This is a genomic window from Geobacillus sp. G4, from assembly GCF_040327975.1.
GTDB classification, from domain to species: Bacteria; Bacillota; Bacilli; order Bacillales; family Anoxybacillaceae; genus Geobacillus; species Geobacillus thermoleovorans.
Genome location: NZ_JBEPJY010000001.1, coordinates 40917 through 53426, shown reverse-complemented (window position 1 = coordinate 53426; position 12510 = coordinate 40917). Strand labels below are relative to the sequence as shown.

The 12510-nt window shown below is 52.7% G+C and carries 15 protein-coding genes; 11 read left to right on the top strand and 4 right to left on the bottom strand.

The window, feature by feature from the left end:
• Positions 1-76 precede the first annotated feature (76 nt).
• Positions 77-1855: an ABC transporter ATP-binding protein gene (locus ABS784_RS00260; RefSeq protein WP_023634181.1), complete on the top strand. Its 1779-nt coding sequence runs from the start codon at positions 77-79 to the stop codon at positions 1853-1855.
• Positions 1856-1912: 57 nt separating this feature from the next.
• Here ABS784_RS00260 and ABS784_RS00255 read toward each other — a convergent pair whose 3' ends face one another.
• A complete protein-coding gene (locus tag ABS784_RS00255) occupies positions 1913-2092 on the bottom strand; it encodes an aspartyl-phosphate phosphatase Spo0E family protein (protein ID WP_011230836.1) in 180 nt (59 codons plus the stop codon).
• A 168-nt stretch (positions 2093-2260) separates the two neighbouring features.
• Between ABS784_RS00255 and ABS784_RS00250 the strand changes: the two genes are divergently transcribed.
• The 3 genes from ABS784_RS00250 to ABS784_RS00240 all read left to right on the top strand — a co-directional run bounded on the left by ABS784_RS00250 (position 2261) and on the right by ABS784_RS00240 (position 4074).
• Positions 2261-2968 carry a cytochrome c biogenesis protein CcdA gene (locus ABS784_RS00250; RefSeq protein ID WP_011230838.1) on the top strand — a complete coding sequence of 236 codons (708 nt, stop codon included), beginning with the start codon at positions 2261-2263 and terminating at the stop codon, positions 2966-2968.
• A 68-nt stretch (positions 2969-3036) separates the two neighbouring features.
• Complete coding sequence (locus ABS784_RS00245; RefSeq protein ID WP_011230839.1) at positions 3037-3393, top strand: response regulator; 357 nt, start codon at positions 3037-3039, stop codon at positions 3391-3393.
• 201 nt (positions 3394-3594) lie between these two features.
• Entirely contained in the window at positions 3595-4074 is a 480-nt protein-coding gene (locus tag ABS784_RS00240) for a CcdC family protein (RefSeq protein ID WP_020278238.1), read from the top strand.
• Positions 4075-4263: 189 nt separating this feature from the next.
• Here ABS784_RS00240 and ABS784_RS00235 read toward each other — a convergent pair whose 3' ends face one another.
• Positions 4264-4698, bottom strand: coding sequence for a DUF2621 domain-containing protein (locus ABS784_RS00235; protein WP_011230841.1), 435 nt, complete (start codon positions 4696-4698; stop codon positions 4264-4266).
• A gap of 271 nt (positions 4699-4969) precedes the next feature.
• On the opposite strand from ABS784_RS00235, the gene ABS784_RS00230 reads away from it, so the two are divergent.
• From ABS784_RS00230 to ABS784_RS00205, 6 genes are all read left to right on the top strand, one after another.
• A complete protein-coding gene (locus ABS784_RS00230; RefSeq protein ID WP_031212903.1) occupies positions 4970-5644 on the top strand; it encodes a cell wall hydrolase in 675 nt (224 codons plus the stop codon).
• A 125-nt stretch (positions 5645-5769) separates the two neighbouring features.
• On the top strand, positions 5770-8448 hold the full coding sequence (locus ABS784_RS00225) for a sigma 54-interacting transcriptional regulator (protein ID WP_352511070.1): 2679 nt from the start codon (positions 5770-5772) through the stop codon (positions 8446-8448).
• Positions 8449-8614: 166 nt separating this feature from the next.
• Positions 8615-8917: a PTS sugar transporter subunit IIB gene (locus tag ABS784_RS00220; protein ID WP_013145675.1), complete on the top strand. Its 303-nt coding sequence runs from the start codon at positions 8615-8617 to the stop codon at positions 8915-8917.
• Positions 8918-8934: 17 nt separating this feature from the next.
• Complete coding sequence (celB, locus tag ABS784_RS00215) at positions 8935-10290, top strand: PTS cellobiose transporter subunit IIC (RefSeq protein ID WP_062898543.1); 1356 nt, start codon at positions 8935-8937, stop codon at positions 10288-10290.
• A 17-nt stretch (positions 10291-10307) separates the two neighbouring features.
• On the top strand, positions 10308-11045 hold the full coding sequence (chbG, locus tag ABS784_RS00210) for a chitin disaccharide deacetylase (RefSeq protein ID WP_062898544.1): 738 nt from the start codon (positions 10308-10310) through the stop codon (positions 11043-11045).
• 11 nt (positions 11046-11056) lie between these two features.
• Positions 11057-11383, top strand: coding sequence for a PTS lactose/cellobiose transporter subunit IIA (locus ABS784_RS00205; protein WP_062898545.1), 327 nt, complete (start codon positions 11057-11059; stop codon positions 11381-11383).
• A gap of 210 nt (positions 11384-11593) precedes the next feature.
• On the opposite strand, the gene ABS784_RS00200 is transcribed toward ABS784_RS00205, so the two are convergent.
• Positions 11594-11740 (bottom strand): small acid-soluble spore protein P, encoded by a 147-nt coding sequence (locus tag ABS784_RS00200; protein WP_011230843.1) that lies wholly within the window; start codon positions 11738-11740, stop codon positions 11594-11596.
• Positions 11741-11865: 125 nt separating this feature from the next.
• Here ABS784_RS00200 and ABS784_RS00195 point away from each other — a divergent pair, with 125 nt between their 5' ends.
• The gene (locus ABS784_RS00195) at positions 11866-12126 is read left to right on the top strand and encodes a hypothetical protein (RefSeq protein ID WP_011230844.1); all 261 of its coding nucleotides are present in this window, start codon (positions 11866-11868) and stop codon (positions 12124-12126) included.
• 70 nt (positions 12127-12196) lie between these two features.
• On the opposite strand, the gene sspO is transcribed toward ABS784_RS00195, so the two are convergent.
• The gene (gene sspO / locus ABS784_RS00190; protein ID WP_008879509.1) at positions 12197-12346 is read right to left on the bottom strand and encodes a small acid-soluble spore protein O; all 150 of its coding nucleotides are present in this window, start codon (positions 12344-12346) and stop codon (positions 12197-12199) included.
• Between the last annotated feature and the right edge of the window lie 164 nt (positions 12347-12510).

Here is a 12510-nt window from a genome sequence, read left to right as displayed (position 1 = left end):
CGTTCGCGCTCTCTTCAAAAACGAGCGGAGCGAAAAGCTTGAAAATACAAGTTGTTTGTGAGATAGGGGGAAGTGGATGAACGACCGATGGTTGACAACAAAAGAGCAGCGGCGCGTCTTATGGCGGCTGCTCGCTTATATGGGAAGATACAAAAAAGAAACTGCGCTTGCGTTTGCGCTTCTTCTGTTGGCAACGGCCGGGGAGCTTTCCGGCCCGTATTTGGTGAAAGTGTTCATTGATGACTATTTGGTGCCGGGCCGCCTCGCTTTTGGACCGGTGGCGGCGCTGGCCGCCGCCTATCTCGGCGTGCTCGTCTTGAAAACGATCATTTCCTACTTCCAGCTTGTCGAGTTTCAGCGGCTCGCTTTGTACGTCATTCAAGCGCTGCGGATGGATGTGTTTGCGAAAGTGCACCGGCTCGGGATGAGCTATTTTGACCGGACGCCGGGCGGAAGCATCGTTTCGCGGGTGACGAACGATACAGAAGCGATCAAGGACATGTTCATCAGCGTCCTAGCGGCCTTTGTGCAAAACGGCTTGTTTGTCATCGGCGTGTTTGTCGCCATGTTTTCGCTTGATGCTAAGCTTGCGTTGTTTTGCCTGTTCATCCTCCCGGCGATCGCGTTCATCATGCACACATACCGCCGCTACAGCTCAGTGTTTTATCAAGAGATGCGCGAACGGCTGAGCGAACTGAACGCCAAATTGAACGAATCGCTGCAAGGAATGGCCGTCATTCAAGCGTTCCGCCAGCAGCGCCGTTTATATCAAGAGTTTGCCGCCGTCAATGAAGCGCATTACAAGGCGGGGATGAAAAACATCCACCTTGATGGACTGCTGCTTCGACCGGCGATCGATGTGGTGTATATGTTGTCGATCATGGTTGTGCTCAGCTTTTTTGGCATCACGGCGCTTGATGGCCCAGTTGAGATCGGCGTGCTGTATGCGTTTGTCAACTATTTGGAGCGCTTTTTCGAACCGGTGACGCAAATGATGATGCGCCTGTCTCTTTACCAGCAGGCGATCGTTTCCGCCTCTCGCGTGTTTGCCCTTCTTGATCATCAAGAAGAGGCGCCGGCCAATCCAAATTGGTCGCCGCATGTGATCGAGCGCGGGGAAATCGAATTTCGGGATGTCAGCTTTTCCTACGACGGCAAACGGGATGTGCTGAAACGGCTGTCGTTTGTCATCCGTCCAGGTCAGACGGTCGCGTTTGTCGGCCATACCGGCAGCGGCAAAAGTTCGATCATCAACTTGCTCATGCGCTTTTATGAGTTTGACCGCGGCGATATTTTGCTTGACGGCCGGTCGATCCGCGATTACTCGCGCGCCGAGCTGCGCCGCCGCCTCGGCCTTGTCTTGCAAGATCCGTTTTTGTTTTACGGGACGGTCAAAGAGAACATTCGCATGTATAATCAGGAACTGGACGACGAAGCCATTAAGGAGGCCGCTCGGCTCGTGCAGGCCGATGCGTTTATTGAGCAATTGCCCGGCGGCTACGACCATGTGCTCGCCGAGCGCGGGGCGACGTTATCAAGCGGTCAGCGCCAGCTTCTTTCCTTTGCTCGCACGATCGCTGCTGATCCGAAAATTTTGGTGCTCGATGAGGCGACCGCCCATATTGACACCGAAACAGAGGAAGCGATTCAAGATGCGCTCATGCGCATGCGGAAAGGGCGGACGACGATCGCCATCGCCCACCGTCTATCAACGATTCAAGACGCTGATCAAATTTTCGTCCTCCACCGCGGCGAAATCATCGAGCGCGGTACGCATCAGCAACTGCTGGCGCAAAAAGGGCTTTACTACCAAATGTACTTGCTGCAAAACGGCCTCGTCGACGTCCATGCGTAAATGGCGGCGTTTTGCCGCCCCTGCTTGGAACAAAAAGAAGAAAGCGCCATGTCCCGCCTAGCGGGAGGCGCTTTGCTTTCGCCGCTTGGTTTGTTCGCGTTGATAGGCATTGAGCAACGTGTCAAGTTCTTTGCTGATTTTCATGGCCGCCGCCGAGTTTAACCCCGTTTTGGCCACCGTGTCGACAAGCTCCATCCGCTTTTGTTCAATCAAGGTCAACAATTTGCATTTCGGCACGAATCGACCGTCCTTTGCTTGAAGTATTGTGTATGGTGCTTTATACTATTTTATCAGTGAACGCAAAAATGGAAAATAGAAAAATTGACCAGGAACAATGAGAAACGTGTTACGGGAAGAAGGAATTCTGCTAAAATAAAAAGTAAAAAAGCAGGGGCTGGTTCACCAATGAATGATCTCAATCTATTTTTAGCGTTCGGCGCCGGGTTTTTGTCGTTTATTTCCCCGTGCTGCTTGCCGCTTTATCCGGCGTTTTTATCGTATATCACCGGCGTGTCGGTCAGCGAGTTGAAAGAGGAAAACGCGATGCTGAACCGCCGCAGCTTATGGCATACGCTTTGCTTTTTGCTCGGCTTCTCGCTCATTTTTATCTCGCTTGGCTTTGGCACCTCGCTTCTTGGAAGGCTGTTTGTTGATTATCAAGATGCGATCCGGCAAATCGGCGCGGTCGTGATCGTCGCTCTTGGCCTCGTCGTCGCCGGGCTGTGGAAGCCGGCGTTTTTGCTGAAAGATCGGCGCATTTCGTTTCGTGAACGGCCATCGGGATATGTCGGCTCCGTGCTGATCGGCATGGCGTTTGCCGCCGGTTGGACGCCGTGCATGGGGCCGATTTTGGTGGCGGTTGTCGCTCTAGCCGCCACCAACCCGGGCTCAGGAATGATGTATATGCTTGCTTATACGCTTGGATTTGCCGTTCCGTTTTTCATGTTGTCGTTTTTTATCGGCAAGCTGCAATGGATCCGCCGCCATAGCGCATCCATCATGAAGGCGGGCGGCTATGTCATGGTGGCGATGGGCGTCGTTTTGTACTTTGACTGGATGACAAAGCTGATTGCTTATACGACAAGCTTGTTTGGCGGATTTACTGGTTTTTAGCGGCGATGGAGCCGCCCTTTGTGCGGCTGTTGTTGGAGGAATATCGTTGAGGAGAGGGCGATGGAAAGATGGCTGCCATTTTAATTGCTGACGATGCGAAGTTTATGCGGGTAACGCTGGCGCGCATACTGGAAAAAACGGATCACACCGTAGCCGGTGAGGCGGAAAACGGCAAAGAGGCGGTCGAGCTGTATCGCCGGCTGCGCCCCGATCTTGTCATCATGGACATTACGATGCCGGTCATGAATGGGATTGAAGCGGTGCGGGCGATTAAGGAGATCGATCCCGGGGCGAAAATCATCATCTGCTCGGCGCTCGGGCAGCAGCGTATGGTCGTTGAGGCCATTGAAGCCGGAGCGGCTGACTTCATCGTCAAGCCGTTTGAAGAAACCCGCGTGCTCGAGGCGATTGCCCGTCTTTTGTAAGCGGGCTTTGGCTTCGTACGGCATAGGAAGGCGCCGGCTTATGACCGCTGGAAAACAGCTGACTGCGTTCCTCTTGGCAAGCGAGAGGGATGAAGCGAGCGCGATGTTTGGCGAAGGCGGGGGCGGCTTTAGAGGACGGTAGGCAAGCGGAGCGGTTTTTGCTATAATAGCGTTGTCCGTGAATTTTGTCGGAAGAAGGTGATGGCTTTGGCGTTCATTACATCGCTCATCGCCGTTGTGATGGCGTTTTTCATCTTTTTTGTGCGCATGAAGGCGTCGGAAAAGCCGACGAATGCCAAAAAAATTATTTTGCCGCCGCTGTTTATGAGCACCGGGGCGCTGATGTTCATCGATCCGGTCTTTCGCGTTACGCGCGGGGAGCTCATCGAAGCGGTCATTCTCGGCCTGTTTTTCTCGCTGTTTCTCATTAAAACGTCAAAATTTGAAATCCGCGGCAGCGATATTTATTTGAAACGCTCAAAATCCTTTATTTGGATTTTGCTCGGGTTGATTGTCATTCGTCTTGGCTTGAAAACGTATTTAGGACGAACGATCGACTACCGCCAGTTAAGCGGCATGTTTTATTTGCTCGCGTTTTCGATGATCGTCCCATGGCGGATTGCGATGTACGTTTCGTATAGAAAGCTGGCGGCGCAGCTGAAACCGCCAGTGCTGACATAAAGAGCTGTCCCGCTGATGGACAGCTCCCTTTTTTGTTGCACCAAGCCGCTTCACTTCGCTTCCCTGGAATTGTCCCGCAGACGGAGCTGAAGTCGTCGGTCCCGGCCTAAAAAGCTGCTTGTTTGGGCCGCTTTTTCCATGCTGAAACAGACGAAAGCCGCCGGTCAGCCTTAGACGAAAGGCGGAACGTCAGCGGCTTTCCAATAAATGTTTATAAGGGGCGAGATCGATGTTCTTCGCCTGCAATGTCCGGATCAAAAACTTATGGTCGCGCTTGGGGGTTGCGATGATATAGCCGCGGATCAGCAAGTCGCGTGTGATGCGCGGCGCCTGTTCCTTGAGCGCAAGCTCGCCGATTTTGCCGGCGATCTTTTGCCGCGCGACGTCGCGGAACAATTCCGGCACAGGGCGAACCAATTCCTCAAGCAGCGCTTTTTCTTCTTCCCCCCATAGATGACGCGTCTGTTCAATGTAATATTCCTGCCAGTCGAGCTCCGATTTCCCATCTTCTTTCGGCAGCCGCTTCAAAAACTTGCGGAACATGAAAAAGCCGCCGATCGACATCATGACAAGCAAAAAGACGACCCAAAGCAAAATAAACCAAAGAAACCATCCGGTCAGCACGATCCCCACCCCAACATGATGATCAACTGTTTTTGCCATAGGCAAGATTCGTCTACTATTATGTCGAAAAGCTTGCTGTTTGGCAAGTTTCAAACAGCGGCTTGTTACGAAGCGTAACGCAACTGTAATGCAACTGTAAAAAAGCTTGTCCCACCTTACAGCGCCAATGGATTGAAAGCCGCCGGCCGCTTTGTATGGAAAAGATATACAGTGACGTTCCCTTCTTTGCCTGCTAATCTAGTAAACAAAGAAAAAAAGCCAAAAGGCAACGATGAGGGGGATGCGCAGAGTGAAAGTGAAAAAGACGATTGCAGCGCTCACGATCATTTGCTGTATGGCGTTAAGCTCTCATGGGCTGTCGGCGGAAGCGGCTGGCTCGTATACATACTATCAAGTGAAAAAAGGGGATACGTTGTCGAAGATCGCCAAACAATATCATACTACGGTTGCTTCGTTAAAGTTGTTAAATCACTTAAAAAGCGATGCCATTTATGCCGGAGAAAGGCTGAAAGTGCCGGCTGCGGCGAAACGATCGGCTTCGGCGCCGGCAAAGAAGAAATCGATCTCATTAAGCGCCGCTGACCGGAAGCTGCTCGCCCAGCTTGTGCAAGCGGAGACCGGTTCGAGCGAGCCGTTTGCCGGCAAGGTGGAAGTGGCGCTTGTGATTTTAAACCGCACAAAGCATCCGGAGTTTCCAAAGACGGTGCGCGGCGTCATTTATCAAAAAACGAAATCCGGCTATGCGTTTGTGCCAGCCAAAACGGGGAAATTGACCCGCATTCAGCCGACCAAGCAGGATTACGAGGCGGTCGACAAGGCGCTAGCCTTATTCCCAAACGATCGCCGCGGCTCGCTTTATTTCTACAATCCGAAAATCACAAAAGACAAATGGATGTTGTCGCGTCCGGTGACGATTCGCATCGGGCACCATGTCTTCACGAGATGAACGGGGTCGAATAAGGCCTCGTTCTTTTGTTTTGTGCATAGCGGCGGGCCGGCGTTGTTTCATCACGATTCGGCAGGAATTTCGACCGGCGGCTGCGAATGTGTGTAACGAGGAGGGGAGCGATCGTGAAAAGAATCGATCTCATCTATAACACGCTGTGTCAGTGGAAGAAGAGCGGAGAGTCGTGGGCGAGCGCAGAGGAGCTAGCTGACGCTCTCGGATTGGATCGAGCTAACGTCAGCCGCGATTTGAATCGGTTGTGGAGGGAAGGAAAAGTGCAAAAACGGCCGGGAAGGCCGGTGCGGTTTGCGGTCGCCGGCAATAGAGCGACAGCGCCGCGGTTGGACCGGCTTGCCGCCGAACAGCCGAGTTTGGCCATGGCCATCGAGCAGGGCAAAGCTGCCCTCTTGTATCCGCCGAAAGGACTGCCGATGCTGATTGTCGGGGAAACTGGGACGGGAAAATCGATGTTTGCCGAGTTGCTCCATGAATTTGCCGTCGCAACTGGCCGTTTTCCGCCGGGGGCGCCGTTTGTGACTTTTAACTGTGCTGACTACGCCAACAACCCGCAACTGTTGCTTGGGCAACTGTTTGGAATCCGGAAAGGAGCGTACACGGGAGCGCATGAACAAAAAGGGCTGCTTGAGAAGGCGGATGGAGGCATTTTATTTTTAGATGAAGTGCACCGCCTGCCGGCGGAAGGTCAGGAGATGCTGTTTACATTCATTGACCGCGGCGTCTACCGCCGGCTAGGGGAAACGGACACGGAACGAAAGGCTGATGTGCTGTTGATTTGCGCAACGACTGAAAACCCGGAATCCAACTTGCTGAAAACGTTTCGTCGCCGCATTCCGATGCATATTTGGCTGCCGCCGCTTGAGAAGCGGACGCTTGAGGAACGGTACTGTCTCGTCATGCAATTTTTTCAACAGGAAGCGGTGCGCCTCGGGAAAGACATTCATGTCTCTGCCAATGCGTTGCGCGCCTTTTTGTTTTACCCCTGTCCAAACAACGTCGGACAGCTGAAAGCCGACATTCAGCTCGTTTGCGCCAAGGCGTATGCCGACTATGTCACCGGAAAAAAAGAAAACGTCCGCATCCAGCGCGCTGACTTGTCGTTTGAGGTGCAAAGCGGGCTGCTACTCGAGAAAAAGCATCCGCAGGCCGCCTCCTTTCCGCTGCCGCACGGTCGGTGCGTGTTTTCAGCGCATGGAGGCGAATGCCGACCAGAACTGGTGAATGATGACCAGCAATCGATTTATGACAATATTGAGCGCAAATACAGTGAGTTGAAAAAGCAGGGCGTCACCGGCGATGAACTGGATTTGCTGCTTGAGATGGACATTGAACGTTATGTTTCGCAGTATATGAAAGGTCTTCATCGCCGCATTCGCGATCGCTGCGATCTGGAGAAAATGATCGCACCTGACGTCCTGTCATTAACCGAGGCGCTAATCGCCTACGCGGAGAACAGACTGGAACGCCGTTTCCCGGAAAAGGTGATGTATGCGCTCGCTTTGCATATTCAAACGGCGCTTAATCGCCTTCGGACCGGGAACGCCGTGACCCACCCACAGCTCAATCAGGTGCGCACCGCTTATAAAAAAGAGTTTGCCGTTGCCTTGGACTGCTTGCAGCTTATGGAAGAACAGATGCGCATTGATTTTCCCATCGATGAAGCGGGGTTTTTGACCATGTTTTTCGCGCACCGTGACGAAGAACAGGAGGAACAGGAAGAGCGGGTGGCGGTGGTTGTCATCATGCATGGCAACGGCGTTGCGTCGGCTATGGCGGATGTCGTCAACAAATTGTTGGCAGCCGCATGCGTGCAAGCGGTCGATATGCCGCTCGATGCGGACCCGAAACAAGTTTACAAGCAAGTAAAAGCGGTCTTGCAGCCGGTTGCATCGACGAAAGGGGCATTGCTGCTTGTTGATATGGGATCGCTCGTGTCTTTTGCCCATTTTTTAGAAAAAGAGCTTGCCATTCCAGTGAAAGTCATTTCTGCAGCGAGTACGCCGCATGTATTGGAAGCCGCCCGCAAAGCGATGCTCGGCTATTCGCTTGTCGACATTTATAACGAAGTGAAAACCGCTGCGCCATATTATATGAGCCAACCGTTTTGGGAAGAGGACGGGGCGGAGCAAGATAGGCTGGCGATTGTTACGGCTTGTTTGACGGGAAAAGGAAGTGCGCTTGCATTAAAGCATATATTGGAAACTTACTTGCAGCTTGATGAACAATTGTGGGAAATTATCCCTATTCATATCGTTGATGAAAAAGAAGCGCAAAATAGGTTGTCAAACATAGCCAAACATGTTCGAATCGTCGCCATCGTCAGCCATTTCCGCCTCGATGAACGGGTTCCGCACTTTGCTTTGGACGAAGTGCTCAGTCTGAAAGCCATGAAAGAAATACAAGCGCTTGTCGATGATGAAGAAATGTATATGCATATGGCCCGAGAACTGGACGGCCATCTTCGCCATCTGTCCTCAGGACGGGCGATTCCGGTGATCCGTGCGGTGCTCGCGTCGATCAGCCAAGAGATTGGGTTTCCGTCGCAGTCCAGCGATATGGCCGGACTTGTCCTTCATTTATGCTGCCTGCTTGATCGGTTGTTGGCCGGTGAACTATCAAGCGATGCTGGGACGGACGGTGGTTGCCGTGAACACGAACCGCTGTATACGATCGTGAAGGAGGGGTTGTTTCCGCTCGAACAGCGGTACGGCGTTCGCATCGGTGAGAATGAATTGTGTCACATTATTCGCTTTTTCCGCTCGCTGCAGCAAAAACGGGACACATAAGGCGTCTGCTTCTTTGTTTTGCGCTGTTTGATTGAAAACGGTTTCAATACACAGTTGCCGCTGACTGACACACAATGAGCCGATCTCGCTTTTCACTTCTTTTTTATTGTTGGCATGGAATTTGCTTGTTAAGATGGCGATCACAAAACAAAGGAGGAGAAAAGCGATGAACATTTTACTCATTTGCGCCGCCGGCATGTCGACGAGTTTGCTCGTGACGAAGATGCAGGAGGCGGCAAAGCAAAAAGGGATCGAGGCGAACATTTGGGCTGTGTCAGCTGATGAAGCGAAAAGTCATCTCGACCAGGCGGATGTTGTGCTGATTGGCCCACAAATCCGCTATAAGCTCGCCGCCTTCAAAAAAGAGGGTGAGGCGCGCGGCATTCCGGTTGATGTCATCAATCCAGCTGACTACGGGCGTGTCAACGGCTCTGGGGTGCTGGACTTTGCGCTGCGGTTAAAAAAATAAACAGGGGGTAGGGGCGGATGGATCGGTTTATTCGTGTGTTGGAAGAGCGTGTGATGCCTATCGCCGGCAGGATTGCCGAACAGCGCCATTTGCAAGCCATTCGTGATGGAATCATTTTGTCGATGCCGCTCTTGATTATCGGGTCTTTATTTTTAATCATTGGTTTTTTGCCGATCCCCGGCTATAACGAATGGATGGCGAAATGGTTTGGCGAACATTGGCTCGATAAGCTGTTGTATCCGGTCGGGGCGACATTCGACATTATGGCGCTTGTCGTCAGCTTCGGCGTCGCTTACCGGTTGGCGGAAAAGTACAAAGTTGATGCGCTTTCGGCCGGGGCGATTTCACTTGCCGCTTTTTTGCTCGCAACTCCGTATAAAGTGCCGTTCACGCCGGAAGGAGCGAAAGAAGCCATTATGGTCAGCGGCGGCATTCCGGTGCAATGGGTCGGCAGCAAAGGTTTGTTTGTCGCCATGATTTTGGCGATCGTATCGACGGAAATTTACCGAAAAATCATCCAAAAAAATATTGTCATTCGACTTCCGGATGGGGTGCCGCCTGCAGTGGCCCGCTCTTTTGTTGCTTTGATTCCGGGGGCCGCTGTTCTCGTCGTTGTCTGGGTGGCCCGCCTTATTTTGGAAATGACACCGTTTGAAAGTTTCCATAATATTGTATCTGTGCTTCTAAACAAACCGCTCAGTGTGCTCGGCGGCAGTTTATTTGGCGCCATTGTCGCTGTACTGCTTGTGCAGCTGCTATGGTCGACCGGTTTGCACGGGGCGGCGATCGTAGGAGGAGTAATGGGGCCGATTTGGTTGTCGCTGATGGACGAAAACCGGATGGTGTTCCAGCAAAATCCGAATGCCGAACTGCCCAACGTCATTACGCAGCAGTTTTTTGATCTTTGGATTTACATCGGCGGTTCAGGAGCGACATTGGCGTTGGCGTTGACCATGATGCTTCGGGCGCGCAGCCGGCAGCTGAAAAGCTTAGGGCGGCTCGCGATCGCACCTGGCATTTTCAATATTAATGAGCCGATCACGTTCGGTATGCCGATCGTCATGAATCCATTGCTTATCATTCCATTCATTCTCGTGCCTGTCGTGCTTGTTGTTGTCTCCTACGCGGCGATGGCGACTGGGCTTGTCGCCAAACCAAGCGGGGTGGCCGTGCCATGGACGACACCGATCGTGATCAGTGGCTATTTAGCGACGGGGGGCAAAATTTCCGGGAGCATTTTGCAAATCGTCAACTTCTTCATCGCGTTTGCCATCTACTATCCATTTTTCTCGATTTGGGACAAACAAAAAGCGGCCGAAGAGCAGACCGATCCAACGATCTCAAGCGGAGCGGGAACAACGCAATCGCTGTAAATAAGGAGAGGAACGAAATGCCGCGCTATTGCATAGTCAACGCCGATGATTTCGGTTACTCGAAAGGGGTCAACTACGGAATTTTGGAAGCGTTTCAACACGGTGTCGTCACGTCGGCGACGCTGATGGCCAACATGCCAGCGGCAGAACACGCCGCCCGATTGGCGAAGGAACATCCGGAACTCGGCGTCGGCATTCATTTTGTGCTGACGTGCGGCCGGCCGCTGGCCGATGTTCCGTCGCTTGTGAACGAGAACGGGGAGTTTCCTAGGCGTGGAGAGGCGCTTGCTGGCGCTAGGCGCAGCGATATCGAGCGGGAGCTTGCTGCCCAACTCGAGCGGTTTTTCTCGCTTGGGCTCTCTCCAACGCATATCGACAGCCATCATCACGTCCATGAGCACCCGAATGTGTTTCCGGTTGTGGAACAATTGGCTGAACGCTATCGGCTGCCGATCCGTCCGGTGCGGACGACACGGCCGCACCGGCTGGCAACCGTCGATGTCTTTTTTCCCGACTTTTACGGGGATGGATTGACAAAGGACCATTTTTTGACGCTCATCGACCGGATTGGCGACGGGCAGACGGCAGAAGTGATGTGCCATCCGGCCTATATGGACGCCCCTCTTGCTGCGGGAAGCTCTTATTGCCGGCAGCGGATCGAGGAGTTGGCTGTACTGACCGATCCAGCGCTCTCTAAGGAGATCGCAGAGCGTGGTGTCCAGTTAATTACGTACCGTGAATTCTATCAACTATAGGAGATGGCGTTATGCAAACGTATGAACAAACTGTATTCCAACTGATTCTTCATGGCGGAAACGGCCGCAGTTATGCAATGGAGGCGATTACGGCGGCGAAAAAAGGGGAATTTGCCGAGGCGCGCAGGCTGCTTGAACAGGCGGGAGCAGAACTGCAGGCGGCCCATGGGCTACAGACCGCGTTGCTGCAACAAGAAGCGAGCGGCGGGCAGCCGGTGGTGACGCTTCTGATGGTGCATGCCCAAGATCATTTAATGACGGCGATCACGGTCAAGGATTTAGCCGCTGAATTCGTGGAGCTGTATGAAGCGCTCAAGCGGCAAACAACCGAATCATAATTGTCGTCGGCCGGCTTGTTGACCGGGTGAGGATGATTCGCTTCAACGGGAATGAACCCAAGGCGGGCGGCAACGGGCTGTTCTAGCGACCGCCCGCTTTGTTGATTTTACAATAATTTTATTATGTGAACATAAGGGCGCCAGCCGTTCAGCCCTCCCGGCTGCCGCCGGTCTCGGCTGAACGGAGAAGGAAAACTCCGCTTGTTTGCGTCACATATCGTGGCTTGTGTTGTGCTTTTGCCGCGTGTGATTGCGGTTCTTCACTTTTTTCGAACCGTCAAGCGGCTCCGGCTGCCCAGGATTGTCGCCTTTTGGGGCGTTTTTGCGCATATCTTTGCCGTCGTTTTTGTTCGTCATTTGTTGTCCCTCCTTTGTCCGTTAGCATGCGGCGTTGTGCTTTTGCTTATTCGGCGCATAATTTGCGCCCGGTTTGAAACGATAAGTAGTGAACGACCGCGATGACTGCGAAGGAGGGACGAGCCATGGTTTACCATAAAACGAAGCAAGAGGCGTTTCAAGCAGCGCAAAAGGCGACGATGGAAGCGAAAGAATGGCACGATCACTTGGTGCGTGATCAAGCCGACTACGGCCACCAGCTGGCCCATCTTCGGCAAGAAGTAAACGAGGCGTTCGCCCAAATTGAAAACGCGCTCGAAGTTGCCTCGGAAACGCAGCGCGTGCAGCTCGAAAAATTCCGCAGCGATTTGCAGGCGATCGTTGACGAAGTCAATGAAAACGAGTAAGGGAATGCCGGCGGCGGACATTCCCTTTTTTCATGCTATGGCAGTCCGGGATGGCGGAATGGCCGCCACGCTATTGGTTCTTTTTTCGTTTTTTGTTGTTTTGGCGCTGTGCTTCTGTCAGTGGTTCATTGGAAAACTCTTCGTTGTAGCCGGCCCCCATTCCTTGCGCTTTGGCGGCGTTCATGCCAGGGATCACGTGGTTTGCTTTTCGCTTTGCCATTCGTTTCACCTCCGCTTCTAGTTTGCGACGAAACGGGCGCCTTATTCCTCTTTTGCCGCGGTAAGGAAGTAATATGGCGAGACATTGGAAATCATTATTTACACTTGCCCTGTTCTATAATAAGATAAAGTCGTGCCAAACTTTATGGGGATTGGGAGAATTCA